A 26,444-nucleotide genomic window follows, 5' to 3' on the forward strand; every position below is an offset into this window, starting at 1 on the left:
GACTGCTACCAGACCGTGTTGGGCATCGGGACGCCGCTGCTGTGGTGGACCGGCGTGATCGCGGTCGGCTACCTGCTGTTCCGCTGGGCCGGCCGCCGCGACTGGCGCGCGGGCGCCATCCTGTGCGGCCTGGCCGCCGCCTACCTGCCCTGGCTGGCCTTCCAGGATCGCACGATCTTCCTGTTCTATGCCGTCGCCTTCGTCCCGTTCCTGTGCCTGGCGGTGACCATGATGCTCGGCGCACTGCTCGGCCCGCCCGGTGCCGGCGAGCCGCGACGCGGGTGGGGCACCGCCGCAGTGGTCGCGATCATCGCGCTGATCGCCTGGAACTTCCTGTACTTCTACCCGATCCTCGCCGGCGAGACGATCAGTCGAAGTGCATGGCTGGACCGCATGTGGTTCGGCACCTGGATCTGAGCCGGAACACGGCCGCGCCCGGCGCGGTCTCGGGTCAGGCGGCGTCGAAGCGCCACCGGGTCTGGGTGTAGGTGCCCTTGCCGAAGCCGAAGACGGTCGTCGGCGCGACGCGGTAGACCACGGCCCGGTTGCCGTCCCTGCCCTGGAAGGCTCCGTCGCGCACGTCGAAGTGCCACTCCGGGCCGTACTTGCCCTGGTACGCGTCGGCCAGCCGGCTCAGCCGCGTGTGGTCGGTCAGCAGCGCCGCCTCGCCCTCGACGACCAGGTCCAGGCCCTCGTGCAGGGCGTTGTTGCCGGTGGTCAGGACGCAGTTCGCGTTGGCGGCGAGGTTGCGCGCCTTGCGCTCCTCGGCGCCCGTACAGAAGTGCAACGCGTCGTCGAGCCAGACACCCAACAGCGGGGTGACGTGCGGCCGTCCCTCGGGCCGCACCGTGGTCAGCCAGTACACCGGGGCGGTCGCGAGCCGGGTGACGGCCTCCGACCACGGGGTGGCGACGGCCGCGGGGTCGCTGTAGCGGGCGTCGAGATCGGTACGGGGTTCGTGCTTCGACATCAAGGCGTCCTTCGGGGAGTCGGTCGGTGGAGGTCTGCACATGATGAGACCGCGCTTCCCCGGGAAACTCATCGGTGGGCGCGCGTTCTTCACCCGATGGAAGGAGCCGATACACACCGTGCCCGTCGGGCGGCACGCACCGCGAGCGGAGTCCGAGCGGTGATACACCGTCAGAGGACGGCCGGACCGACGGGATCGACCACGACGAGTTCTTCGATGTGCTCGCCCAGTTGCTCACGCGCCTCCCGGGGCAGCCCCGTGTCCGTGATCAGCGCGTCCGCGTCGCCGAGTCGGGCGATCGTGCTGATCCCGATCAGGCCCCACTTGGTGTGGTCGGCGACCACGACCAAGCGACGGGCGGCTCGCACGAGGGCGTGATTGGTCTCCGCCTCCAGCAGGTTGGGGGTGGTGAATCCGACACGTGGGCTGATGCCGTGGACGCCCAGCATGAGCATGTCGACGTTGAGACTCCGTAGCGCCGCGACCGCGACGGGACCCACCAGCGCGTCCGACGGTGTGCGCATGCCGCCGACGATCACCACGGTCTGGTCGGAGCGGCCGGATTGGTGGAACACGTCCGCGACCGGAATCGAGTTGGTGACCACCGTCAGCCCGGGGACGTCGACGAGTTGCCGGGCCAGTGTCCATGTCGTCGTCCCGGCGGACAGTGCGATGGCGCTGTTCGGCGCGACCATCGCCGCCGCACGCCGGGCGATCGCCTCCTTCTCCGCGGCTTGGAGCCCGGACTTGGTCACGAACCCCGGCTCCTCGGTCGAACCGCCGTCCCGCAAGGTGGCTCCACCGTGCACCTTGGCGATCAGACCCTGCCCGGCCAGCACCTCGAGATCGCGTCGAATGGTCATGTCCGAGACCCCGAATTTCCGCACCAGCGTCGCGACACGGACGGACCCCTGAGCGGCGATCATTTCCAAGATCGTGTTTTGTCGCTGACGTGCCAGCATTCCCGATCCTCTCGCCCGTAGCTAATCAACATATTCCAACACGGCAGTGTTCGATTCCCGCGCGGGTTCCTCGCCGTCGGGAAAGATCCTTATCCTGCACGGCCCTTCCTACCCGGAAGAAGGCGCTGCGGCAGGAGTTTTACCAAAGCGAGTCTTGTTGGTTAATGTTGAAACTGCTAGATATGTGAGTCGCATTGCGAGTGAATACCGCGCATCCATGTTCGATTTCAAGATCGACGTTCGATTCCAAGATCGACCTTTTCCCGTGCGCAAGGAGATCCCGATGCGCAAATCCCGTCCTTCCGCAGGTCGGAGCGCTTTCGCAGGTCGGAGCATTTCCGCAGGTCGGAGCACTTCCGTTGGCGGGGCGCTTCCGTCGACGGGAGCGAACACGAGGGCCGGGCGCGTCGACGCATCGACCATCGAGCACACGCGGCCCTCCCGGACCGCCGACTTTCACAGGGGCTGACCATGACGCACCGCAGACGCACCCGGCGCAGGGCCGCGATGGTGGCGGCGTTCGCATTCGCCGTGGCGCTCACGGCCTGTTCGTCCGGCAAGGACGAAGGCGGGTCCAAGGCACCTTCGGGCGCACCCGCTTCCTTATCCGGCACCATCAAGATCGCATATCTGCAGAAGCAGGGAGACCAGCAGTACTTCGTGGACGAGGCGGACGGCGCCCGCGCGAAGGCCAAGGAACTCGGTGTCGACCTCAAGGTCGTGAATCTCGGCAACGACACCAACAAAGCCGTCAGCGAGGTCCAGGCGGCGGTGGCACAGAAGTACAACGGTGTCGTGATCGTCGTACCCGACCCCGCGGTGGGGCCGCAGGTCGTCGACATCGCCGCCGGTGGCGGCGCACCGATTCTCGCGTCCGACGACCAGATCTGTGTCGGCGGGGCCGACCCGACCAGATGCGCCAAGGACAAGCTGGTCCCGCGTGTGGGCTTCAGCGGCCCCCAGATGGGCACCCAGGTGGGTCGACGTGCGGCCGAGGAATTCGAGAAGGCGGGCTGGACTGCCGCCGACACCGCGATCATCGCCGCCTGGAAGCAGGACGTGACGGTCTGCACCGACCGGGTCGACGCCGCCCACGAGGCGTTCGAACAGGCGTCCGGCACGGAGGTCAAGGTCCTCAAGGTCGGCACCGACAACACGCCGCCCGACGCCCAGAACAAGACGGCGGCCACGATGAGCGGCAACCGATCGGTGAAGCACTGGATCGTGTGGGGCTGCAACGACGAGAACGTGAGCGGCGCGGTCACCGCGCTGCAGAACGGCGGCTATGGGGCGGCCGACGTGATCGGCGTCGGACTGGGCGGCTATCTGGCGTGCAAGGACTGGGGTTCCGGCAAGCCGAGCGGGATGAAGGCCGCGTTGTTCATCAACGGCCGCGAGGTCGGCGGTCTCGCCGTGCAGACCATGGTCGATCGGCTCAGGAACGGCAAACCCTTCCCCGCCGAGGCGTTCGCGACCACGAAGATGGTCGACCCCTCGAACTGGCAACAATCCGGCCTCGAGTGCACGTGACCCGGCCCGGCCCGCGGCCGTGTCGAACCGCCCGCCGTCGGCACCGACGGCACCGCCCGGCACGAGTCGCGGCGACCCGGCGCCCGGATGGGCCGCCGCGACCTCCCGAAACGCCCCCGAGGTCCAGCCATGACGAAAAGCCCACCTCTCGATCCCCCCGGCCCCGCGCTCGCCGTCGAGAACATCCACAAGGACTTCGCCGGAGTCCACGCCCTGCGCGGCATCACGCTGGACTTCCCCCGCGGCACCGTCACCGCGCTCATGGGGGAGAACGGCGCCGGCAAGTCGACCCTCATCAAGATCGTCAACGGCGACCATCGACCCGGCCGCGGCCGGATCCTCGTCGCCGGCACACCCCGCGAACTGCACAGCCCCGCCGACGCGCGCAGGCACGGGATCCGCGTGATCGCGCAGGAGCCCGAAATCGTCCCGCACGTCAGCGTGGCCGAGAACGTCTACATCGGCGCGCTGCCGCACCGGGCGGGCCGCATGCTCGATCGAGGCACGTTGTATCGGCGCATGCGCTCCGACCTCGAACGTTTGGGATTCGCACACGCCATCGCCCCCGAGACCCTCGGCTCCCGACTCTCGCCCGCGCAACGCCAGCTCGTGGAGATCCTGCGCGCCCTCACCACCGAGGCCGCCGTCCTGGCCTTCGACGAACCGACCTCGTCGCTGTCCGAACACGAGGTGGAGGCGCTCTTCGACCTCATCCGGCGACTTCGCGACCGGGGCCTCGCCATCATCTACGTCTCGCACCGCATGCAGGAGATCTTCCGCCTCGCCGATCGCATCGCGGTGTTGCGCGACGGCGAGCTTGCCGGTGTACGCGACGCCGCGCAGGCCGACGAAGGCGAGGTCGTGCGACTCATGGTCGGGCGCGACCTGTCGGCGCTGTTCGCACGCAGGCGCAGCGCCGGTGATCGGGTCGTCCTCGACGTACACGATCTCACCACCGACCACGTGTCGAACGTGCACCTGGACGTACACGCGGGCGAGGTCGTCGCCCTGGCCGGCCTGGTCGGCGCCGGACGTTCCGAACTGGCCGCCGCCCTGGTGGGGGATCTGCCGATCCGCTCCGGCGAGGTGCGCGTCGAGGGCCGGCCGCTGCGGCTGCGCATCCCCCGGGACGCCGTTCGGGCGGGCATCGGCTACGCGCCCGAGGAACGCAAGGCCCAGGCGTTGTTCATGACCGGCTCGGTTCGTCACAACATCAGCGTCGCCGTCCTGGACCACCTGCGTCGCTTTCGATTCGTCGGCTCGCGTCGCGAACGACGCCTGGCCCAGGAGTTCGTCGACCGCCTGGAAGTGCGCACCCCGTCGATCGACCACGAGGTGCGCAAGTTGTCGGGCGGCAACCAGCAAAAGGTCGTCCTCGCCCGCTGGCTCGCCCGCCGACCCAAGATCCTGATCCTGGACGAACCCACCCGCGGCATCGACATCGGCGCAAAGGCGGAAATCTACCGCCTCATCGACGAGTTGGCCGGAACCGGCGTCGCCATCCTGGTCATCTCCTCCGAACTGCCCGAGGTGCTCGGTCTCGCGGATCGGATCGTCGTGATGCAAAACGGCAGGATCACCGGCGAACTCGACCGCGCGGACGCGGACGAGGAGGGCATCCTCGCCCTCGCCATGGCATCCGACCTCGCCGAACCGACCCGGGGGAACCCGTCATGACCACCACGACCAACGCGCCGCCACCGCTGCCCACCACCACCGCCGGCGCCCATGCCCGGGCGTTGCCCCGCCGCGTCGTCACGGCCGTCGGCGCGCAGAACACCAGCCTCATCGGTGCGCTCGTGGTCGTCGTCGGCACCTTCGCCTGGCTCGACGACGGCTATCTCACCACCGCGAACATGACCGTGATCGGCGACACGGTCGCGGTGACCGGCCTCCTCGCGGTCGTCCAGACCGTCGTGATCATCTGCGGAGCGCTCGACATCTCCGTCGGCTCGCAGGCGGGCATCGCGTCCGTCGTCAGTGCCATGGCGTTCACCTCGACCGACGGCAACGCGGCCCTCGGCGTTCTCGCCGCCATCGGTGTCGGCATCGCGGCGGGTGTGGTCAACGGCATCGTCATCGTGTACGGGCGGGTCAACCCCGTCATCGCCACCCTGGCCACCCTCGCCGCGTACAAGGGTGTCGCCCAACTGCTGGCCGGCGGCCGTGCACAGGGCTACGTCCTCGGCGACGACTTCTTCATCTTCGTGGCACGCGGCAAGATCCTCGGACTGTCCGTCCAGATCTGGACGTTGTTCGTGGTCGCCGTCGCCGTGCACATCCTGCTCAAGTACACCGACATCGGCCGCAACATCTACGCCATCGGCGGCAACGACACCGCCGCCCGCCTCGCCGGCATCGACATCAACAAGTACCTCGTGGCCGTGTACGCCCTCGCCGGCGTCGTGGCGGCCATCGCCGGCGTCATCCTCACCGCCCGCACCGGCTCCGGCCAGCCCACCTCCGGCAGCGAGGGCCTGGAACTCAAGGCCATCACCGCCGCCGCACTGGGCGGTTGCGCCCTCAAGGGCGGCAAGGGCGGCATCGGCGGCACCCTCCTCGCCGTCTTCCTGCTCGGCGCCCTCGAAAACGGCCTCAACGTCGTCGGCGTCAACTCCTTCTGGCAAAACGTCGCCCAGGGGGCACTGCTCGTCGTCGCCGTCGTCATCCAACAACGACGCAACGGGGAACGCGCCGTCGGATTGCCCACGTAGAAAGCGGCGTTCACCCGACGGACCTCGACCATCGACGTCACCACATCCCGAGCTCTGGAGCCGTCCGTGCATACGGTACGAACCATCCTCGCCCGCCGCCTCGCGGCCACCCTCACCGCGCTGCCACTCCTGCTCCCGACGGTGGGCACGGTCGCCCTGGCCGGTGCGTCCGTCGCCGCCGCCCCGTCGGCCGCCGCGGCACCCGACGGTCAGGCGGCGCTCCCCCCGATGGGGTTCAACAACTGGAACTCGACCCACTGCCGGGCCGATTTCAACGAGACGATGATCAAGGGCATCGCCGACCTCTTCGTGTCGAAGGGGCTCAAGGCCGCCGGTTACCAGTACGTCAACCTCGACGACTGCTGGGCCCTACCGAACCGGGACGGCTCAGGGAATCTGGTCGCCGATCCGGTCCGCTTCCCCCACGGCATCAAGGCCGTCGCGGACTACGTGCACGGCAAGGGCCTCAAGTTCGGCATCTACACCAGCGCCGGCACCAAGACCTGCAACCCCGCCGGATTCCCCGGCGGGCTCGGCCACGAGCGCCAGGACGCGAACCTGTTCGCCTCCTTCGGCGTCGACTACCTCAAGTACGACAACTGCAACAACCAGGGCGTGGACGCCAGGAAACGCTACACCGACATGGCGAACGCCCTGCGCGACACCGGCCGGCCCATCGTCTTCTCCCTCTGCGATTGGGGCGAGAGCAAGCCCTGGGAGTGGGCGGCCCCGATCGGTCACCTGTGGCGCACCACGGGCGACATCTCGGACAACTGGTATTCGATGCTCGACATCGCCCACCGGAACCAACCGCTCGCCCCGTACGCCGGCCCCGGTCACTGGAACGACCCGGACATGCTGGAGGTCGGCAACGGCGGCATGACCGCGGCCGAGTACCGCACCCACTTCACGCTCTGGTCGATGATGTCCGCGCCGCTGTTGATCGGGACCGATCTGCGCACGGCGAGCCCCGAGACCTTCGGGATCCTCGCCAACGCCGATGTGATCGCCGTCGACCAGGACCCGCTGGGCAAGCAGGGCACGGTGGTCGCGAACAGCGGAGGTCTGGTGGTCATGGTCAAGGAGTTGGCGAACGGGGACCGGGCCGTCTCGCTGACCAACGAGACCTGGACCACCGCCACCGTCTCCACCACCACGGACGCCCTGGGCATCGGCAACCGCGGCCCCTATCGGCTGAAGGACCTGTGGACCAAGGCCGTCTCCACGAACACGACCGGCACGATCAGTGCCTCCGTACCCTCCCACGCCACCGTCGCGTACCGGATCACGCCCGGTCCGCTCCCGCTGCCTCCCTCGGGCACGTCCCACCTGTCCGACGTGCCCTGGACGGGCATGGTCAACGGCTGGGGTCCGGTGGAGAAGGACCGCAGCAACGGTGAGCGGGCGGCCGGCGACGGCCGGGCCCTGACGATCAACGGCACCGTGTACGCCAAGGGCCTCGGCGCGCACGCCGCCGGCAGCATCACCTACCACCTCGATGCCCGGTGTACCCGCCTGACCGTGGACGTGGGCGTCGACGACGAGAGCGCCTCGATCGGGGCGGTCGCCTTCCGGATCTACCGGGACACCACGAAGGTGGCGGACAGCGGCGTGATGACCACGTCGGACGCGGCCAGGAGACTCGACGCCGACCTGACCGGAGGCCGCACGCTGACCCTCGTCGTCACCGACGGCGGCAACGGCATCGACCACGATCACGCCGATTGGGCGACCCCCAGGCTCACCTGCAACTGACCCGCCGACGACCCGGCCCCGACAAACCGGCCGCAGCGAGCCCGTGTGGGTGAATCCCCCGCACGGGCTCGCAGTTCGGGCCGGGGCGCGGTACCGGGCGGCGCGGCCCGCGTGTTCGACGACCGCCTCGTCGGCGCGGGGTGGCACGCGTGCCGGACGCGGTCTCCGCTGCGGTCATGGGTGGAACCCCCCGTGACGAGCTCGTGCACGGTGGCACGAAGTCGTGCGCGGTCGTCGACGGAAACGTCTCCGAGGGGCTGGCGGCACCTGCTCTACGCGAGTAGCGTTTCGGCGTTCGGTCGCGCATCCGGCCCGCCTGACGGGCCGTCAAGGAGGTTGTACGCCTGTGGACCGTCGTCGATTCCTGTCCCGCGGCGCGGTGGTCGCGGCCGGCGCCGCCGTCGGCGGGCCCTTCCAAGGCCTCGTCGCGGGCGCCGCGCACGCCGCCCCGAGATCCGCTGCACCGAGCGCCGACCGGGGACGTCCCGGAACCGGCGGATACGGCCCGCTGACACCCGTCCCGGACGAACGCGACGGCGTGGTGCGGCTGCACCTGCCCGAGGGCTTCCACTACCGCTCCTTCACCCCGGCCGGTTCCCCGCTCACCGACGGCGGACCGACCCCCGGCAAGCACGACGGCATGGCCGCCTTCCGCGGCCGTCGCGGCACGACCGTTCTCATCCGCAACCATGAAGTCAACGGCCCGGTGGGCGCGTTCGGCGACGCGGCGCGGGCCTACGACCCGGCGACGGGCGGCGGCACCACCACCGTCGTAGTGGACCGGTACGGCATCGTGGAGACGTCGTACGTCAGCCTCAACGGCACCCAGATGAACTGCTCGGGCGGTCCCATGCCATGGGGATCGTGGCTCTCCTGCGAGGAGACCGTCAACGGTCCCGACGTCGGCAACGACTTCACCGGCGCCGACAACCGGAAGCTCACGCAAAAGCACGGCTATCTGTTCGAGGTGCCGACCGACGGCGTCTCGACGCGGGTGCCGATCCGCAGCGCCGGCCGGTTCGCCCACGAGTCGGCGGCGTTCGACCCGATCAGCGGCGCGGTCTACCTCACCGAGGACAACTTCGGCTTCGCGTCCGGCTTCTACCGCTACCTGCCCCCCGTCAGCCCCTGGGTCGGCGGCCGGTTGCGCGACGGCGGCCGGCTCCAGATGCTCGCGGTGCGGGGACGTCCCGGGCTGGACCTGTCGGCGACGCAGCGTCCCGGTGCGGCGTACGACGTGACCTGGGTCGACATCGACGACCCCGACCCCACGTTCGCCCCGGGCACCACCAACGATCAGGCCATCCAGGCCGTCGGGAACCAGGGCCGGGCCCGGGGCGCGGCGCTCTTCTCGCGGCTCGAAGGCGCGTACCACCAGCGCGGAGTCGTCTATTTCGTCTCCACCCAGGGCGGCGCGACCGCGCCCGGCGAAGCGGCGCCCGACGGGTTCGGCGACGGGCGTGGACAGGTGTGGGCGTACAACACCGTCACGCGGCGCCTTCGGCTCGTGTACGAATCGCCGACCGCGACCAGGCTCGACCTCCCGGACAACATCACCGTCAGCCCGCGCGGCACGCTCGTCCTGTGCGAAGACGGCGACGGGGACAACTTCCTGCGCGGCCTGACCGCGGACGGCCGCATCTTCGACCTGTCGAGGATGGAACCGGTCGCCGGCGACTCGGGCGCCGAGTTCGCGGGCGCGACCTTCGGTCCGGACGGGCACACCCTGTACGTCAACATCCAGTCCAAGCTGGGTATGAGCATCGCCATCTGGGGCCCCTGGCACCGCGCGGGTTTCTGACGGGACTCCACGGCGCACACCCGGACCCGGCGAGAGGGGACGCCGGGTCCGGACGCGACCCGGGCCTGTGCACTCGTCCGTACGGCCGACCGAACGAGCCGCCTCGGGACGTTCACCGCGAACGGCGGGCGCGGCTCAACTCTTCACGGCCTCCGCGATCCGCCGGGCGGCCTGAGCCGGCGTGAGGTGCGTGGTGTCGACAACCTCGGCCTCACGGTGAAGCCACGTGCGGGCCGCCTCGGCATAGGGCTCCAGGTATGCGAAACGGAATGGGGAGGGACCGAGCAGGGCGTCCCCTTCGATCCGCCCGCGAAGGGTCTCCTGATCGGCGTGCAGGACGAAGTGCCTTACCGGGATGGCATGTCGGGCGAGCCCCGAACTCATCTCGCGCCAATACCGCTCGACCAGGACGGTCATGGGCATCACCAGGGTGCCGCCGGTGTAGTCGAGCACGCGGTGGGCGGTCTCGACGACGAGTTGCCGCCACGGCGGCCAGTGCTGGAAGTTGTCCGTCTCGGGCAGCCCCGGCGTGATGTCCATGAGTGTCTCGCCGACCTTCTCGGCATCGAACACCCGTGAATTCGGGATCAGTTGCTGCACGAGCGCACTGGTCGTCGTCTTGCCTGCGCCATGGGTGCCGTTGAGCCATACGATCATGGCATCCGACAATAGGGCCTGTCTTCCGTCCCCGCCGGAGCACCGTCGCATGTCTGTGTCGTCGGCCGGGCTTCTGCGCGTCTCGGGAACCGCGTTGGCGATTCCGTCACCGCGAACTCCGGGAACGGCTCGCCGAGTACCCCACACCGGCCCCCTGAACACCCGGACCCACACCGCTGCCGACCCGGGACCGGACGACCAGTGCTTTGCCGATACAGCAACGATAGTTGCCATATCCGTGGGGTCGGGCGCAGCCTGAGGCATGGCCTTATCGGCCGTTGCAGACCATCAGGAGGGTAACGATGAGCGATCCGGTAAACGACGTCGAGAGCGCGTGTGGAGACGACCGCGCGGCACTCGGAGGCGACCGCCTCCGCCACATCCGAGCCGGCGAGGCCGCCGGACCGGACGGGCCCGCCGCCGTCATCAGCGGTGGCACGGTCGGCTCGAGGAAGCTCTGGATGGGCCTGGTGGTGAATCCGCCGTCGAGCGCGACGGACAACCACCACCACGGCGACTCGGAGGCGGGGGTCTACGTGGTCAGCGGACACCCCTTGTACTTCTACCACGACGGCACCGGGGAGGTACGCATCGAAGCCGGCCCGGGCGACTTCCTCCATGTCCCCCCGTTCGTCCCCCACCGCGAGGAGAACCCCGACCCGAACGAGCCGGTGGTCGTCGTGATCGCCCGAACCACTCAGGAACCGATCAAGATCTCCGTCCCGGAGTTGTACCGACTCGAAGACACACCCGCGCGCTGACGCGAGACGGGCCGGCGAGCGCGGGGTTCGCCGGCCCCCACTCGGTTCCCCGGCCCATCCTCTCGACAGCCCCCCGAGGATGGGACACCCGTCGCGGAGCGGGCCGGACGCGGGTGCGCAACCGCCGGCCACCGCAAGGCAGTTCCAGCTCGCCTCCGATTCGGGCAACTCGCCGGGGAAACGCGGGTGTTCGAGCACATCGCCGCAGCCGCCACCGGCACCGGCGGGCACGTTATCGAATATCGGACAACTAGGCAATAGGGGCGAATTCTCGCAATTCCCCTATGCAGCTGCGCCGTGATGCGCTGTCATATCCGTGCCAGATCGCCCCGCTCGTCTCGTTATGGGAAGGCAGGAATATGGGCAGATTCAGCTACGGAACCGCGTCGTCGGCCATCGCGCTGGCCGCCGCGGGTTTGCTCGCGGTCGCGGGAGGTACGGCTCACGCGGAAGCGGGTCAGGACAGCATCGGCATGTACAAGCAGGAGAAGTCCCAGTGGTGCTGGGCCGCCTCCGGCCTGACCATCGCCAAGTTCCACGGCTTGGGCTCCACACAGACGGACTTCTGCGACCGCGCCCAGCCCTACTACGGCTGCAACAACCAGCCCGCCACGCTCGACGACATGGCCAGGGGCTGGAGCAGCCTCGGCCTGACCCATCCCGGCTCGGGTCTGAACAGCGCGGCCACGTTCAACCAGGTGTACACCGAGGTCAAGGCGGCCCGGCCGGTCGGTGCCCGCATCGGGTGGACATCCGGTGGTGGCCACATGAACGTGGTCTACGGCTTCGACACGTCGCGCAACACCATCGCCGTGGCCGACCCCTGGCCGGACACCGCCACCTACACGTGGTGGAACTACGCCGACTACGTGAGCAACAGTTCGTCGAAGTGGACCCACTCCCGCATCGGCATCTCCCGCTAAGGCAGGCGACATGCGCGACACCAGCGACACCACACCGGCCGGCACACACGCGGGCTCTCGCCTTTCCCGCCTGTCCATCGTCCTCGCACTGACCGCATCCGCACTGCTGTCCGTCGCCGGCCCGGCCCACGCGGCCCCGGCCAAGGACCCGCTGCCCGCCGACATTCCCGACTATCAGGCCGCCCTCGACGCGGTGAAGTCCACCGCCGTCCGCGACGCAGTCTGCCGATTCCTGAGCACTCCGGTGCCCGCCGGCGCCGCCGGATCGGTGCAAACGCTCCCCGATACGTCCGAGCCGTGCCAGGGCCTCCCGGTCTTCACGATCAAAGACCCGGTGGCACTGAACGAGATCACCCCCGGTTTCGTCGCGGGCACCGTCCCACCACTGCCCACCGAGGCAGTCAAGCTCGTATACCTGGTCTCTTCGCTGAACGCGACCGTCAACGGTCGCAACGCCACCGTCATGCTCAGCCCCACGCAGGGCGGCGGCTGGCATCTGGCAGCCGTGCGCGACGGCGACGGCGACGCCGCGTACGCCGGCAAAGCCACGGCGGGCACCCTGGTGTTCACCGAGCCGCAAATCCGCGGCTGGTACCAGCTCAAGCTCACCACCGTCGAGCCGCTCAACGATCAGGCCCGGGCGGGGCTGGGCGGCCAGGCATCGGTGTCGCTCGGCGACTACCAGAAGCTGGTCAAGGCCCGCTACGCCGACAAGCTGCTCGGCTCGGAGTACGACACGAAGGGGTACTCCAGCGGCTACGGCCCCCGACAGAAGGCGGACGAGGCGTCGTCCTCCACCCCGCTGCTCGCCGGTTCCGGCGCGGCACTCGCCCTCGCGGGCGGGGCCCTCGCCCTCCACCGACGTCGGCGCTCGAACACCGCCTGAACCCGACCCCGCGCACCCCTCGCCCCGCCCCCCGTCAGCCGTCCAGGGGCGGGGCGAAGCCCGCCTCGTCCCGGCGAGATACGGCCGGCCGGGTCGTCGGCGAAGGGGGCGTCCCGTGCGCGCCGACCCCTAATCCCGCACGTGCAGGCCGAAACCCTTGCGGCCCGGCACTTCCAGGCCCTGCTTCAACCGCAGTGACGGGATCTCGTAGTCACCGAAGTTCTGCCGCCGGAACGCGATCGGCTCGGTCGTCTCCAGCGACAGCAGCCGCTCCTTCCACGCCTTCGCGACGTCCTCGAAGTCGTCGTCGGTGATCCGGTCGGCGCCGTGCAGCACGAACGGCGGCAGCACCTCGAGGCCCGGGTAGTACAGGATCCCGTGGTGGATCGGGAACAGCAGGTCCTCGATCGGGCCGTTGATCCCGCGATCGGTGTAGTGGGACTCCGGACCCCCGACGGTCACCGACAGCATCGCCCGCCGTCCCAGCAGCGTGCCCTCGCCGAAACGCTCGCCGTACCGGGTCTCGTCGTGCACTCCGACGCCGTACGCGAAGCGGAAGGAGAACACCCGGTCCACCCAACCCTTGAGAATCGCCGGCATCGTGTACCACCACATCGGGAACTGGAAGATCACCGTGTCGGCCCACAGCAGCTTCTCCTGCTCGGCCGCCACATCCGGCGTGAGCGCACCGGCCTCGTAGGCCCGGCCCGAACTCGGCACCACCTGCAGCGGGTTCGTGGCGTGCTCGCCGAAGTCCGCCGCGTCCACCACCGCCTTCCAGTTCATCGCGTACAGGTCGCTCACCCGCACCTCGTGCCCGGCGGCTTCGAGCGTGGACACCGCGAGGTCCTTCAGTGAGCCGTTCAGCGAACGCGGCTCGGGGTGGGCGTGGACGACGAGTGTCTTCATGGCTGTTCCCTTCGACGAGGTGTGTCGCCATGGATGCTCCGCCACCGAGGCCGCGTCGTTCAGGGGCGCTTCTTCCATCGGACGGGACTTCCTGGTAACGACAGGACCACCCTCGAGAAGCACCCCCGAGGCCATACTGAGGACATGGACGATCTTGCGGGCTTCCTGCGGACCCGGCGTTCCCGGGTCGACCCGGCGACCGTCGGCATCCCCACGGACAGCCGCCGCCGCGTCGCAGGGCTGCGCCGCGAAGAGGTCGCGCACCTGTCCGGAGTCAGCGTCGACTACTACGTACGCCTGGAGCAGGGCCGCGCGACCCAGCCCTCCGAGCAGGTCCTCGACGCACTCGCCCGCGTCCTCGGCCTCGACGAGACCGAACGCGGACACCTGGAGCGGCTCGCCCGGCAGCGCCGCCGCCGCGCGAAGGCACCGGGCGGGCGGGTCCGGCCGGAGCTGCTGCGCGTCCTCGACCTGGTCGCCGACGCACCCGCGCTGGTCATGGACCACCGGCTGGACGTGCTCGCCGGGAACCACCTCGCCGGGCTCCTCTACGGCCGGCCGCTGCCGGGCCTGAACACCGCCCGGCACATCTTCCTCGAGGAGGCCGAGCGCGGCCTGTACGCGGACTGGGAGACATGCACCCTCGACGTGGTCGGGCACCTGCGCCTGGCCGCCGGCAAATACCCCGACGACCCCCGCCTGGCCTCGCTCATCGGCGAGTTGGCCATGGGCAGCGAACGCTTCCGCCGCCTCTGGGCCCGCGCGGACGTGCGTGCCCGCACCCACGGACGCAAGGCGTACCGGCACCCGCTGGTCGGACTGCTGGAACTGCACCAGGAGAACTTCGCGCTACCCGACGAGTCCGGCATGGAGCTGCTCGTGCTGTCCGCGGCCCCCGGCAGCCCCACCGAGGACGGGCTGCGCCTGCTCGCGGGCCTGGGTCCTGTCTTCGATCCCGCGTCGGGCTCCGCGGCGCCCGGTGCCGTGCCTCGGCGTGCCGGGGAAGCGCTCGCATAGTGGTTCCGTGCGGGCGGCGTCATCGCGCAACGCTCCGCGCCGCCGATGTGGCGCCGGTCCGCCCGCCGAGCCGCTCGGCGAGAAGCATCGCCACATCGTCCGCCAGTCGCCCCTGGGTGTGGCGGATCAACCCCTGGTGAAGGTGTTCCAGGAACTCCGGCGGGGTGCAGGCGGGCGCCGCTTGCATGGCCTCGGGCAGGGCGAAGAAGTCGTTGTCGCGGTTGCGTGCCTCGAGCACGCCGTCGGTGTGCAGCAGCAGCCGGTCGCCGGGGACGAACACATAGGTCTCCGTCTCGCCGGGAGGACCGGTGATCAAGTCCTCCAGGCCGAGGGGCGGAAGTGGTGAGGCGGGCGTCAGGGCGCGAACCGTGCCCCGGCGCAGCAGCAGCGGCGGTGGGTGGCCGCGGTTGACCAACTCGACCACGAGCGTGTCGGGTACCTGGGCAACGAGCACGGTGACGAACGACTCCGCCCGCTCCTCCTCGTCGTCCCGACCGATCCCCCGCGGCATGGCGCTTTCCCGGCGCAGCGCGGCCGCGCAGTGGGCCACGACCTCCACCAGGTCGTCCTCGTAGTGCACGGCTTCCCGGAAGGCGCCCAGCACCGCCGCGGCCGAGCGCACGGCGGGCAGCCCCTTGCCCCGGACGTCCCCGATGATCATCCGGACCCCGTACCGCGTCTGCACGGCCTCGTACAGGTCACCCCCGATCTGCGCGCCGCTCTCCGCCGCGAGGTACATGCTCGCGGTCCGCACCGGACCCAATCGGGCGGGCACCGGCCGGAGCAGGACCCGCTGTGCCGCCACGGCGATCCGGCGGACCTGGTCGAGTTCGGTCCGCCTGCGCGCATGCATGAACGCACTGGTCGTGACGCTGGCGGCGGACACCAGAAGAATGGCCAGGAAGTTCGTGTAGACCTGCCGGCTGCCCCATGCCTCGTTGTACGTCGCGGTGCTCACACTGACGGCCAGAGCGACAGCCGCCGCCGAGATCGTCCCCTTGGGGCCCATCGTGACCGCGGCCAGTGCCGGCGTCGCGGTCAGCAGCGGGCCGGTGTACAGAATGTGCGCGGGCGAGAACTCGATCGCGACCACCAGAAGTGCGATCGCGAACGGCACACACTGTGCGAGTGTGACCAGGAGCCGGCTGTGACCGCCGGCTCCCGTTCCGGGAGCCGAGCGCAGGAGTGACCGCATACATACAGCTTGGCCCCCCGAAGCCGGGCGTTCCACTCATCGCCCGTTCGGCTCCGCCGGGTCGCGACAGTGCACGGCCGACCCGGCCCGCGCGCCCCGCCACGCAGCCCGTCGAGACCGCTCCGGACCGGCCCTCGCCACGTCAGCCGGTCGCGTCGGAGCGCCCCGAAAGGTCGGCGAGGGGAACGTCCACATCGGCGAGTTCGCCTGCGTCGACTGCTCGGCCGGAGGTGACGAGGGCGCGGATCGGGTCGGTGACGTCCCAGACGTTGACGTTCATGCCCGCCAGTACGCGGCCCTCGGCGAGCCAGAAGGCGATGAACTCGCGGGTGTCCCGCCGGCCGCGGAAGACGACTCGGTCGTAGCCGCCGGGTTCGACGTGGCCGGTGTACTCCATGCCCAGGTCGTACTGGTCGGTGAAGAAGTACGGAACGCGGTCGTAGGTCACGTCCCGACCGAGCATCGCCTTGGCCGCGACCTGGGGCTGGTTGACGGCGTTGGCCCAGTGCTCGACCCGGATGTGCTTGCCGAGCAGCGGGTGGAAGGCGTTGGCGACGTCCCCGGCGGCGTGGACGTCCGGGTGCGAGGTGCACAGGTGCGCGTCGACGCGGATGCCGTTGTCGACCTCCAGGCCGGCGGCCTCGGCAAGTCGGGTGTCGGGGGTGATGCCGACCCCGACGATGACCGCGTCGGCGTCGATGCGGCTGCCGTCGGTCGTCAGCACACCGTTCACCCGTCCGCCGGTACCGGTGATCTCGGCGACCTGGACACCGAAGCGCAGGTCGACCCCGTGATCGGCGTGCAGGTCGGCGAAGGTCCGGGCGACCTCACGGCCCAGTACCCGCAGCAGCGGCAGCTCCGCCACCTCCAGCAGGGTCACCTCCACGCCGGCCGCGCGGGCGGCGGCCGCTGTCTCCAGACCGATCCAGCCGGCGCCGATCACCACGACCCGGGATGCGGACCCGAAGGCTTCCTTGATCCGGTCGCTGTCGGCGAGTCGGCGCAGGTAGTGCACGCCGACGAGGTCGCCCCCGGGCACGGTCAGACGGCGCGGTGCGGAGCCGGTGGTCAGGAGCAGCTTCGTGTAGCCGATGCGGCTGCCGTCGACGAGCGTCACCTCGTGTCCGGCCGGGTCGACGGCGGTGGCGGTGACGCCCAGGCGCAGGTCGACGTCGTGCTCGGCGTACCACTCGGGGGGATGAACGTAGACGCTGTCACGCTCGTCCCTGCCCAGCAGATAACCCTTCGAGAGCGGCGGCCTTTCGTAGGGGCGCTCCTGCTCCGCTCCGAGCAACACGATCGGGCCGTCGAAGGCCTCTTCGCGGAGCGTCTGTGCCGCCTTGGCACCGGCCAGGCCGGCTCCGACGATCACGAATGCCGGGTTCGCGGCCATGTTCTCTCCTCTGCAGCGTTGAAGCGGCCCGCGGGCGGACGGCGATTCGCTCTCCGCCGGCGTCACGCCTGGTCAGGCCATCGTCGTCGACAGCCCCCGTTCCGTCGGCGGTTGCCGCGTTCCCCGGTGTGTCGGCCGATCGTTCGTCGCCGCAGCTGTGACTGTTCGCCGGTGCCCGGGCCGGCCGTCGCGACCGGGGCACCACCCGCGTCCCGCGAAGGGAGCCCGGGTGGGCCCGGCGGTTGCCGTGTGGCTGCACCCGGGTTGGCCCGGCGGTTGCCGTGCGGCTTCCGGGCGGACCCACTCGCCGGGCAACCCCCGCGCCGGCCGTCCGTGCCGCCGGTGCGACTGCGACTCAGCGCAGGAAGGCCGCGGCGACTCCGGCGTCCACCGGGATGAGCAGCCCCGTGGTGTGCGAGAGATCGCCTCCGGTCAGGGCGAAGACCGCGTTGGCGACGTGTTCGGGGAGCACTTCGCGCTTGAGCAGGGTGCGTTGGGCGTAGAACTCGCCGAGCTTGTCCTCTTCGACGCCGTAGACGGCGGCGCGCCGTGCGCCCCAGCCGGCGGCGAAGATGCCGGATCCGCGGACGACGCCGTCCGGGTTGACGCCGTTGACGCGGATGCCGTGCTCGCCGAGTTCGGCGGCCAACAGGCGTACCTGGTGGGCCTGGTCGGCCTTGGTGGCGCTGTAGGCGATGTTGTTCGGCCCCGCGAACACGGCGTTCTTGGAGGCGATGTAGACGATGTCGCCGCCGAGTTGCTGGTCGATCATCAGTCGGGCGGCCTCGCGCGAGACCAGGAACGAGCCGCGGGCCATGATGTCGTGCTGGAGGTCCCAGTCACGGGCGGTGGTCTCCAACAGCGGCTTGGAGATCGAGATGCCGGCGTTGTTGACGACCAGGTCGACACCGCCGTAGGCGAGGGCGGCCTCGGCGAACGCGGCCTTGATCCGGTCCTCGTCGGTCACGTCCACGGTCACCGCCAGCGCCCGGTCCGCGCCGCCGAGTTCCGCGGCGACGGCCGCGGCGTTCCCGGCGTTCAGGTCCGCGACCACCACGCACGCGCCCTCGGCGGCCAGTCGGTGCGCGATGGCCTTGCCGATACCGGAGCCGGCACCGGTGACCAGGGCCACCCGGCCGGCAAGCGGCTTCGGCTCGGGCAGTCGGGCGAGCTTGGCCTCTTCGAGTGCCCAGTATTCGATGCGGAACTTCTCGGCCTCCTCGATCGGGGCATAGGTCGAGACCGTCTCCGCGCCGCGCATCACGTTGATCGCGTTCACATAGAACTCGCCCGCCACCCGGGCGGTCTGCTTGTCCTTGCCGTAGGAGAACATCCCGATGCCGGGCACCAGCACGATCGCCGGGTCCGCGCCGCGCATCGCGGGCGAATCCTCGCCGGCGTGACGGGCGTAGTAGGCGGCGTACTCCTCACGATAAGACGCGTGCAGTTCGCGCAGGCGGGCGGTCACCTCCTCGAGCGGCGCCTCGGGCGCGGTGTCCAGGACGAGCGGACGCACCTTGGTGCGCAGGAAGTGGTCCGGGCACGAGGTGCCCAGAGCGGCGAGCCGCGGGTGTTCCGATCGGGCGAGGAAGTCCAGCACCACGTCGGTGTCGGTGAAGTGCCCCACCTGCGGCCGATCGGTGGAGGCCGCCCGGCGCAGCAGCGGCGCGAGTTCCGCGGCGCGGGCCCGACGCCGCGGCTCGGGGAGCGGCGCGTGCTGCGGCAGCGGTTCCCCGAACGGGTGCCGGGCGGCGTCGAACCGCTGCGCGATGAACGCCTCGGCGGTGCGGATGATGTGCAGCGAATTGGCCCGGCACTCCTCGGAGGTGTCACCCCAGGCGGTGATGCCGTGGCCGCCGAGGACACAGCCGATCGCCTGTGGTCGGGCCGCCTTGATCGCCGCGATGTCCAGGCCCAGTTGGAAGCCGGGGCGCCGCCACGGCACCCACACCACCGTGTCGCCGAAGCACTCGGCGGTCAGTTTCTCGCCGTCCGCCGCGGTGGCGAGCGCGATCCCGGAGTCGGGGTGCAGGTGGTCCACGTGCGCGGTGTCGAGCAGGCCGTGCATCGCGGTGTCGATCGAGGGCGCGGCGCCGCCGGTGCCGTGCGCGCAGTAGTCGAACGCGGCGACCATCTCGTCCTCGCGATCGACGCCCGGGTAGACGTCGACCAGCGCGCGCAACCGGTCCAGGCGCAGGACGGCCAGGCCGCCCTCGGTGAGGGTGCCCAGGTCGCCGCCCGAGCCCTTGACCCACATCAGTTCGACCGGGTGGCCGGTGACCGGGTCGAGTGCGGTGCCCTTGGCCGAGGTGTTGCCCCCGCCGTAGTTGGTGTTGCGGGGGTCGGCGCCCAGGGCGTGGGAGCGGTTCAGCAGTGCCTCCACCGCCGGGTTCGTCGGTGGCTTCATGAGGTGTGTCCCTTGGGTCGATACGGAGGTGGTCGGTCGATCGCGGGGGTCAGGCGCCCCAACCGGCCTGGGCACCGCCGACCCGCTCGGCGCGGATGCGCTCGGCGTGGCCGGATGCCGCGTAGGCGGCCATCGGGTCCGGCGCCAGGCCCAGTTCACCGCGCAGGTCGGCGAGCAGCGGGCGTACGTCGGTGTTGTAGGCGTCCATCAGCACCGCGTTCGCGCCGAGCACGTCGCCGGCCCGCTGTGCGGCCTCCAGCGCCTCGGCGTCCACGAGCAGCGCCTTGGCGGTCGCTTCCTGGACGTTCATCACCGAGCGGATCTGGCCGGGGATCCTCGGCTCGATGTTGTGGCACTGGTCGAGCATGAACGCGACCTCGGTGCCCGCGTCGAGCCCGCCGCCGCGCACCACCTCGTGCATGATGCGAAACAGCTGGAACGGGTCGGCCGCCCCCACCATCAGGTCGTCGTCCGCGTAGAAGCGCGAGTTGAAGTCGAACGCGCCGAGTCTGTCCTCGCGCAGCAGCAGCGCGACGATGAACTCGATGTTCGTGCCCGGCGCGTGGTGACCGGTGTCGACGACGACCTTGGCCCGCTCCCCCAACTTGAGGCAGTGCGCGTAGGCCGTGCCCCAGTCCGGCACATCGGTCGTGTAGAACGCGGGCTCGAAGAACTTGTACTCCAGGATCATCCGCTGGTCGCCGCCCAACCGCGCGTACACCTGCGCCAGGGCCTCCGCCAACCGGTCCTGACGCGCTCGGATGTCGTCCTGGCCCGGGTAGTTCGTGCCGTCCGAGAACCACAGCTTCAGGTCCCGGGAGCCCGTCGCGTCCATCACGTCGACGCACGCCAGCAGGTGATCGGTCGCCTTGCGGCGGATGCGCGGGTCCGGGTTGGTCACCGACCCCAGCATGTAGTCGTCGTCCTGGAACACGTTGCTGTTGATCGCCCCGACGGTCACCCCGTGGGCGTCGGCGTGCTCGGCCAGCGCCGCGTAGTCGTCGACCCTGTCCCAGGGAATGTGCAGCGACACCGAGGGGGCGATGCCGGTGAAGGCGTGCACCCGGGCCGCGTCGGCCACCTTCTCGAAGGGATCCCGCGGCACCCCCTGCTGCGCGAACACCTTGAAGCGTGTCCCGGAGTTCCCGTACGCCCACGAGGGCGTCTCGATCCGCTGCGACTTCAGCGCGGCCCGCACCGCGGTCGTGGATGCCATCTCGACTCCATCTGGTGAGCAGCCCTGAAACAACCCGACTGAAACGTTTCAATTTCGCGTAAGCTATCCACCGATCAGGCCGCTGTCAACGGGCGCGTCGCCGGCGGCGAGAGGCCGCCGGGGCCGGTCGCACGGTGCCGGTCGGGCCTGCATCTACCATGAACGAAGAGCCGGGGAAGGACCCGAACAACGACTTGAAACGATGCGGAAGGCGGGCCCGTGAGCGGCAAAGCGGGTATCAAGGACGTCGCGCGTCTGGCCGGGGTCTCCGTCGGGACCGTATCGAACGTCATCAACAACCCCGAACTCGTCTCCGACGACACCCGGGACCGAGTGCGCGCGGCCATCGCGCAGTTGGGGTACGTCCGCAGCGAGACCGCGCGTCAGCTCCGCGCCGGACGCAGCCGCATCGTCGCCATGCTCGTCCTGGACCTGGCCAACCCGTTCTTCGCCGAGGTGGCCAAGGGTGCCGAACGCGCGCTGCGCGAGGTCGGTCTGGGCGTCATGGTCTGCAACAGCGCGGGCAGCAGGGACGAGGAGACCGACTATCTGTCGCTCTTCGCCGAACAGCGGGTCCGCGGCGTACTGGTGACCCCCGCGGACACCAGTGAACGGACCGTCGAACTCCTGCGGGCCAGGGGCATCCCGTTCGTGCTGGTCGACCGCTCCCTGCCCGCCGATCAAGGCTGTTCCGTCTCGGTCGACGACGTCCTCGGCGGGGCCATGGCGGTTCGCCACCTGGTCTCCTCCGGGCACCGGCAAATCGCCTACGTCGGCGGTCCCCCGCACCTCGCCCAGGTCCGCGACCGCTTCGCCGGCGGCCTCGATGCCATCCGCGAGAGCGGGCTCGCCGACGACGCGCTGACGTCGATCGAATCGCACCGCCCGGACGTGGCCGCGGGTCGGGACGCCGGGGCCCGGCTCCTGGGCATGTCACCGCGCCCGACGGCGGTGTTCTGCGCAAACGACCTGCTGGCTCTCGGCGTGCTGCAATCCCTGTACGCCGCCGGCGTGCGGGTGCCCCACGACATCGCCCTGGTCGGCTACGACGACATCGAGTTCGCGGCGGCGGCCGCCGTCCCGCTGTCCTCGGTACGCCAGCCCGCGGCGCGCATCGGCCGCACGGCCGCCGAGTTGCTGCTCGCCGAGACCGACGCCACCACCGACGACGAACACATCCACCGGCGCATCGTGCTGCGGCCGGAACTGGTCGTCCGCGACTCCAGCCGCCGCGCGACCCTCGTCGCCGACTGACCGGCGGTCGGGCCGGAGACCGCCGGTCCACGGGCGAACGCTCAGGAACCCGTGTCCAGTTGCCGAATGAACGCGTCGATCCGGGCGGCGACGTGGTCGATCATGTCGTCGGTGAGGCCGTGGTTGCAGGAGATCAGCATCCCGTACTCCATCACCTGGTCCGCGCCCGGGAGACCGTCGGCGGGCTGCCGGAAGGTCGCCTTCTTCATGAAGGGCTGGCGGGCGGCGTTGCCGGTCCACACGACGCGGGTGTCGATGCCGTGGCGCTCCAGATACTGCTGGAGGTCGCTGCGGCCGAACCCCGCGTCGGGCTTGACCAGGAAGCAGTACGACAACCACGCAGTGTTCAGGTCCTCGGTCTGGCGAGGCGGCGTGAAGTGCTTCGGGTGGCGGCGCAGCACCTCGGAGAAGCGGGTGAAGTTGTGCTGCCGGCGTTCGTGGTTGCGGTCGAGCTTCTTGACCTGCTGGACGCCGAAGGCCGCGCACAGTTCGGTGGGCAGGAAGTTCCAGCCGGCCTCGTCGAAGATGAACATGTTGTCGTAGCTGATGCCGTCCAGGTCGGTCCGGAAGTCCCGAGAGCCGGCCTTGGAGCCGAACAGCTGCACTTCCGAGCGGCGGCCCCAACCGCGCAGGGTCAGGCAGCGGTCGCGCAGGGCGTCGTCGTCGAGCATGACCATGCCGCCGGTGCCGGCGGCGGTGATGATGTGCGACAGCGAGAAGCTGGTGACCGAGATGTCGGAGCGGGCGCCGGTGGGCGTGCCGCGCAGGGTCGCGCCGACCGCGTCGCAGGAGTCCTCGATCACCTTGAGGTCGTGTCGGTCGGCGATGGCGCGGATGGCGTCCCAGTCGGGCGCGTTGCCGGCGAGGTTGGGCACGAGGATGGCGCGGGTTTGCTCGCCGATCATCGCCTCGATCCTGGTGACGTCGATCTGGAAGGTGTCGGGTTCGACGTCCACGAAGACCGGCACCATGCCGGCGCGCAGCAGGCAGGACAGGTCGGTGGAGAAGGTCAGCGGCGAGGTGATCACCTCCGAGCCGACGGGCAGGTCGAGGAGCTCCAGGGCGAGGAACAGCGCGGCGGAGCCGGAACCGACCATCACCCCGTGGCGCTTGCCGAACAGGTCGGCCACGCGGCGTTCCATCTCGGCGACGTTGGGGCCGATCCGCAGGCCGTCCTGACCCTGCGTCAGAACCGCCATCACGGCGTCGACTTCGTCCTGGTCGTAGACGGCGCTCGCGTAGACGACGCGCTGTTGCTCACTCATGGGATTGTCCTTGGGGTGGTGAGTGGGAATTCAGTGGAACGCCATCGGGGCGGCCGGGCGCGGTGCCGCGGGCGGGCCCGCGAGCAGTCCGCCGTCGACGGTGAAGTCGGCGCCGGTGGCGTAGGAGGCGCCGGGAGAGGCGAGGAACGCGGCCATGTGGGCGATCTCGTCCGGTTCACCGACCCGGCCCAGGGGCAGTCGGGCGAACCGGGTGTCCTCGGCCGCCCCGCTGCGGTCGGCCGGGAGCATCGCGGTGCGGATCGTGCCCGGCACGATGGCGTTGACGCGGATCCCCGCGTCACCCAGTTCGAGCGCGGCCGTGCGGGTCAGGCCGCGCAGTCCCCATTTGGACGCGGAGTACGCGGACGCCCACGCCTGCGCCTGCATACCGCTGACCGAGGCGATGTTGACGATGGCTCCGCCGCCCGCGGCGCGCATGTGCGGGACGACGGCCCGGATGCCGAGGAAGGGGCCGAGCAGGTTGACGTCGAGGATGCGCCGGAAGTCGTCGGCCGTCTCCTCCTCCAGGGCGACGATGCGCATCGCCGCGGCGTTGTTGACCAGGATGTCGATGCCGCCGAAGCGCTCCACGGTCAGGGCGACGGCGGCCGCCCAGGCGTGCTCGTCGCGCACGTCGAGGGTCACGAAGGCGGCGTTGTCGCCCAGTTCGTCGGCGAGCGCGGTGCCTTGCTCGGTGAGCACGTCGGCAAGCATCACCGAGGCGCCGCAGGCGACGAACAGGCGTGCCTCGGCGGCTCCCTGTCCCTGCGCGGCGCCGGTGACGAGCGCGACCTTCCCTTGCAGGTCGTACATGGTGGATCCCTTCGAAGCGGTGGCCCCGACCGGTCCGGCCGCAGTGGCTAGTGCCGCGCCCGGGGAAGGTGCCATTGGAGTTCGATGTGTTGCCCGAGGGTGACCAGGCCGCATGCCACGATGTCGGTGCGCACGAACGCCTGGACCATCGTGTCCGTCGCGGCGCCGGGATCGCCGGGGCGGAACACCGCCACGACCTCGACGCGGCCCGCGAGTTCGCCGTCCTCGCGACCGGCCGCGTCGATGCGTGCCAGGGCGGTGTCCAGCGCCTCCTCGGACGGCAGTCGCAGCCCGAAGTGGTACGTGTACCGGGGCTCGGCCCGCATGTGCGCGTCCCAGGCCGACCGTGCCCGGGCGAACGGCCCTGCGGCGGCCGCGACCTGCAGTTGACGCTCGAAGGCCCACTGCTCGGGGGTCACCTCGGACGTGTACAGGATGTTGTTCAGGTAGTCGGTCACCTCGGGTTCGACGAAGGCGCTGAAGAAGTGTCCGCCCCGGTCCAGGACCCGACACCCCAGCAGTTCGAGCAGGCGCCGGGCCTGCGCGCGCTCCCCGGGTCGGTGGAGGAGTTCCAGGTGGGTGATCCGGCGGGAGCCGGGATCGTCGTCGGGCACGGCCATGCCGAATCTCCTCGTCCACGGGGCGTTGACGGAGCGCGCACCTGATGCCTCGTCAGTTCCCATCATAGCTATCATGGTTATGATGACGCCACAAGAAGGGTGTCCGGCCTGTCGCCTGATTTTGTGTAAGCGATATAAATAAGTCGGCGCAGAACGTCAGCCGTCTGGCCGGCCACCCAGCCGGGGTCGACTCCGTGCCGTTCGGCGCCACCTCGGCCGAGCAGGTCGCCGTACACGCCGCCGCGCCGGAGGAATTGCCCGCCGGACTGCCCACGGACATCACGAAGGCGGCCGGGCGGCAACGGGGTTGGATCGGGAACCGAACCCGGGAACGAGTCGGGGACCCGCTTCCGGCCGAACCCGCAACGCTCAGCCCAGGGCCGGCCCCGACTGCACCGGGCGCACCGCGTACTCCTGCAACGGGTAGGCGTGTGCCCCTTCGAGGTGGCGCACCGCATACCGGTAGGCCAGAGTGTCGTCGCCGTCGGCGATCAGGTCGATCAGGTGCTGGTGTTCGCGCACGCCGAGCAGGCGCGTGTCGACCCCCACCTCGGTCGCCGAGCGCTCGGCCCACAACTGTTCCTGCCGTGCCCAGAGCGTCTCCACCATGCCCAGCAGGATCTGCATCGTCCGGTTCCCGCATGCGGCCACGATCGCCTCGTGGAACTCGCGACTGGCGCGGATGTAGGCGAGCCCGTCGTCGACGGTCGGCGCCATCCGCGCGTGGATCTCGCGCAACCGCGGTACCACGGTCTCCATCCTGTCCCGGCGCTGTGCGCACAGCGCCACACACACCGGCTCCAGCCGCCGCAGCGCCCGGGCCAGGTCCTCCAGGGTCACCCGTCGGGCGTGCATGACCATGCCGAACATGTGCGCCGCGTCCTCGGGCGTGGGCCGGTGCACCACCGAACCGCCCATGTTTCCGCGGCGGACGGTGAGCAGTCCCTCGGTCTCCAGGATGCGAATGGCCTGGCGCAGCGTCGTGCGGCCCACGTCGAACTCGGCCATCAGCTCGTCCTGCTTGGGCAGCACGTCGCCGTCGGCCAGGTCGCCTTCGAGGATGCGGTGGCGCAACGCGTCGGCGACGACCTCGGCGATGGCCGCATGCCGAACGCGTTCCGCCCCCTCGCGCGCCGCGCGAGACTCCGTCCTGATGGCATGCGAACCGTTCGTCATGGCCCCGATCTTAGCTATGTAAGAGCATCCCAAGAGGCCGTTCCGGGCGGAGAAGCCCGGACGAACGACCCTCCCAAATCTCTCCTCTCGCTTAACATAGCCATGTTAGATATGTTGAAGGAACCTCCTCCACCGCCTTCGAGGATGCGATGCGCTACAGCTTCAACACCTGCAACCATTCGACCTACTACCGGCTCGCGCCCTCCCTCCCGCAGCAGAT

22 protein-coding genes and 1 pseudogene are annotated in these 26,444 nt (G+C 70.1%); 11 read left to right on the forward strand and 12 right to left on the reverse strand.

The window, feature by feature from the left end:
* Nucleotides 1–417, forward strand: a pseudogene (locus ACFZBU_RS45410) (phospholipid carrier-dependent glycosyltransferase); the annotation flags it as partial.
* Nucleotides 418–451: 34 nt separating this feature from the next.
* Here the strand turns inward: ACFZBU_RS45410 and ACFZBU_RS45415 are convergent.
* A complete protein-coding gene (locus tag ACFZBU_RS45415) occupies nucleotides 452–970 on the reverse strand; it encodes a pyridoxamine 5'-phosphate oxidase family protein (RefSeq protein WP_391589696.1) in 519 nt (172 codons plus the stop codon).
* Between the two features lie 170 nt (nucleotides 971–1,140).
* The gene (locus ACFZBU_RS45420) at nucleotides 1,141–1,896 is read right to left on the reverse strand and encodes a DeoR/GlpR family DNA-binding transcription regulator (protein ID WP_391589697.1); all 756 of its coding nucleotides are present in this window, start codon (nucleotides 1,894–1,896) and stop codon (nucleotides 1,141–1,143) included.
* 507 nt (nucleotides 1,897–2,403) lie between these two features.
* Between ACFZBU_RS45420 and ACFZBU_RS45425 the strand changes: the two genes are divergently transcribed.
* The 5 genes from ACFZBU_RS45425 (at nucleotide 2,404) to ACFZBU_RS45445 (ending at nucleotide 9,732) form a co-directional block, all read left to right on the forward strand.
* Nucleotides 2,404–3,462 (forward strand): substrate-binding domain-containing protein, encoded by a 1,059-nt coding sequence (locus ACFZBU_RS45425; RefSeq protein ID WP_391589698.1) that lies wholly within the window; start codon nucleotides 2,404–2,406, stop codon nucleotides 3,460–3,462.
* 129 nt (nucleotides 3,463–3,591) lie between these two features.
* On the forward strand, nucleotides 3,592–5,139 hold the full coding sequence (locus ACFZBU_RS45430; protein ID WP_391589699.1) for a sugar ABC transporter ATP-binding protein: 1,548 nt from the start codon (nucleotides 3,592–3,594) through the stop codon (nucleotides 5,137–5,139).
* Nucleotides 5,136–6,176, forward strand: a complete 1,041-nt coding sequence (locus ACFZBU_RS45435) for an ABC transporter permease (RefSeq protein ID WP_391589700.1) — start codon at nucleotides 5,136–5,138, stop codon at nucleotides 6,174–6,176. The genes ACFZBU_RS45430 and ACFZBU_RS45435 overlap by 4 nt, the downstream gene beginning before the upstream one ends.
* Nucleotides 6,177–6,242: 66 nt before the next feature.
* Entirely contained in the window at nucleotides 6,243–7,931 is a 1,689-nt protein-coding gene (locus ACFZBU_RS45440) for an NPCBM/NEW2 domain-containing protein (protein WP_391589701.1), read from the forward strand.
* Nucleotides 7,932–8,277: 346 nt separating this feature from the next.
* Entirely contained in the window at nucleotides 8,278–9,732 is a 1,455-nt protein-coding gene (locus tag ACFZBU_RS45445) for an alkaline phosphatase PhoX (RefSeq protein ID WP_391589702.1), read from the forward strand.
* 135 nt (nucleotides 9,733–9,867) lie between these two features.
* Here ACFZBU_RS45445 and ACFZBU_RS45450 read toward each other — a convergent pair whose 3' ends face one another.
* Nucleotides 9,868–10,389, reverse strand: a complete 522-nt coding sequence (locus tag ACFZBU_RS45450) for an AAA family ATPase (protein WP_391589703.1) — start codon at nucleotides 10,387–10,389, stop codon at nucleotides 9,868–9,870.
* A gap of 302 nt (nucleotides 10,390–10,691) precedes the next feature.
* On the opposite strand from ACFZBU_RS45450, the gene ACFZBU_RS45455 reads away from it, so the two are divergent.
* The 3 genes from ACFZBU_RS45455 (at nucleotide 10,692) to ACFZBU_RS45465 (ending at nucleotide 12,959) form a co-directional block, all read left to right on the forward strand.
* Complete coding sequence (locus ACFZBU_RS45455) at nucleotides 10,692–11,150, forward strand: cupin domain-containing protein (RefSeq protein ID WP_391589704.1); 459 nt, start codon at nucleotides 10,692–10,694, stop codon at nucleotides 11,148–11,150.
* A gap of 359 nt (nucleotides 11,151–11,509) precedes the next feature.
* A complete protein-coding gene (locus ACFZBU_RS45460; protein ID WP_391589705.1) occupies nucleotides 11,510–12,073 on the forward strand; it encodes a papain-like cysteine protease family protein in 564 nt (187 codons plus the stop codon).
* Nucleotides 12,074–12,083: 10 nt separating this feature from the next.
* A complete protein-coding gene (locus ACFZBU_RS45465) occupies nucleotides 12,084–12,959 on the forward strand; it encodes a hypothetical protein (RefSeq protein ID WP_391589706.1) in 876 nt (291 codons plus the stop codon).
* 129 nt (nucleotides 12,960–13,088) lie between these two features.
* Here the strand turns inward: ACFZBU_RS45465 and ACFZBU_RS45470 are convergent, their stop codons facing one another.
* Nucleotides 13,089–13,868, reverse strand: coding sequence for an NAD(P)H-dependent oxidoreductase (locus ACFZBU_RS45470; protein WP_391589707.1), 780 nt, complete (start codon nucleotides 13,866–13,868; stop codon nucleotides 13,089–13,091).
* Between the two features lie 144 nt (nucleotides 13,869–14,012).
* Here ACFZBU_RS45470 and ACFZBU_RS45475 point away from each other — a divergent pair, with 144 nt between their 5' ends.
* On the forward strand, nucleotides 14,013–14,885 hold the full coding sequence (locus ACFZBU_RS45475) for a helix-turn-helix transcriptional regulator (protein ID WP_391589708.1): 873 nt from the start codon (nucleotides 14,013–14,015) through the stop codon (nucleotides 14,883–14,885).
* Nucleotides 14,886–14,904: 19 nt separating this feature from the next.
* On the opposite strand, the gene ACFZBU_RS45480 is transcribed toward ACFZBU_RS45475, so the two are convergent.
* The 4 genes from ACFZBU_RS45480 to rhaI all read right to left on the reverse strand — a co-directional run bounded on the left by ACFZBU_RS45480 (nucleotide 14,905) and on the right by rhaI (nucleotide 21,096).
* Nucleotides 14,905–16,080, reverse strand: coding sequence for a PP2C family protein-serine/threonine phosphatase (locus ACFZBU_RS45480; RefSeq protein WP_391589709.1), 1,176 nt, complete (start codon nucleotides 16,078–16,080; stop codon nucleotides 14,905–14,907).
* 142 nt (nucleotides 16,081–16,222) lie between these two features.
* Nucleotides 16,223–17,473: an NAD(P)/FAD-dependent oxidoreductase gene (locus ACFZBU_RS45485; RefSeq protein WP_391589710.1), complete on the reverse strand. Its 1,251-nt coding sequence runs from the start codon at nucleotides 17,471–17,473 to the stop codon at nucleotides 16,223–16,225.
* A 355-nt stretch (nucleotides 17,474–17,828) separates the two neighbouring features.
* Complete coding sequence (locus tag ACFZBU_RS45490) at nucleotides 17,829–19,880, reverse strand: bifunctional aldolase/short-chain dehydrogenase (RefSeq protein WP_391589711.1); 2,052 nt, start codon at nucleotides 19,878–19,880, stop codon at nucleotides 17,829–17,831.
* A gap of 49 nt (nucleotides 19,881–19,929) precedes the next feature.
* Nucleotides 19,930–21,096 (reverse strand): L-rhamnose isomerase, encoded by a 1,167-nt coding sequence (gene rhaI / locus ACFZBU_RS45495; protein ID WP_391589712.1) that lies wholly within the window; start codon nucleotides 21,094–21,096, stop codon nucleotides 19,930–19,932.
* A gap of 219 nt (nucleotides 21,097–21,315) precedes the next feature.
* Here rhaI and ACFZBU_RS45500 point away from each other — a divergent pair, with 219 nt between their 5' ends.
* Nucleotides 21,316–22,350 carry a LacI family DNA-binding transcriptional regulator gene (locus tag ACFZBU_RS45500; protein WP_391589713.1) on the forward strand — a complete coding sequence of 345 codons (1,035 nt, stop codon included), beginning with the start codon at nucleotides 21,316–21,318 and terminating at the stop codon, nucleotides 22,348–22,350.
* A gap of 41 nt (nucleotides 22,351–22,391) precedes the next feature.
* Here ACFZBU_RS45500 and ACFZBU_RS45505 read toward each other — a convergent pair whose 3' ends face one another.
* The 4 genes from ACFZBU_RS45505 to ACFZBU_RS45520 all read right to left on the reverse strand — a co-directional run bounded on the left by ACFZBU_RS45505 (nucleotide 22,392) and on the right by ACFZBU_RS45520 (nucleotide 26,224).
* Complete coding sequence (locus tag ACFZBU_RS45505; protein WP_391589714.1) at nucleotides 22,392–23,615, reverse strand: DegT/DnrJ/EryC1/StrS family aminotransferase; 1,224 nt, start codon at nucleotides 23,613–23,615, stop codon at nucleotides 22,392–22,394.
* Between the two features lie 30 nt (nucleotides 23,616–23,645).
* Complete coding sequence (locus ACFZBU_RS45510) at nucleotides 23,646–24,428, reverse strand: SDR family NAD(P)-dependent oxidoreductase (RefSeq protein WP_391589715.1); 783 nt, start codon at nucleotides 24,426–24,428, stop codon at nucleotides 23,646–23,648.
* Nucleotides 24,429–24,475: 47 nt separating this feature from the next.
* Complete coding sequence (locus tag ACFZBU_RS45515) at nucleotides 24,476–25,048, reverse strand: hypothetical protein (RefSeq protein ID WP_391589716.1); 573 nt, start codon at nucleotides 25,046–25,048, stop codon at nucleotides 24,476–24,478.
* A gap of 369 nt (nucleotides 25,049–25,417) precedes the next feature.
* A complete protein-coding gene (locus ACFZBU_RS45520) occupies nucleotides 25,418–26,224 on the reverse strand; it encodes a FadR/GntR family transcriptional regulator (RefSeq protein WP_391589717.1) in 807 nt (268 codons plus the stop codon).
* Between the last annotated feature and the right edge of the window lie 220 nt (nucleotides 26,225–26,444).

Source organism: Embleya sp. NPDC008237 (assembly GCF_042956465.1).
GTDB lineage: Bacteria > Actinomycetota > Actinomycetes > Streptomycetales > Streptomycetaceae > Embleya.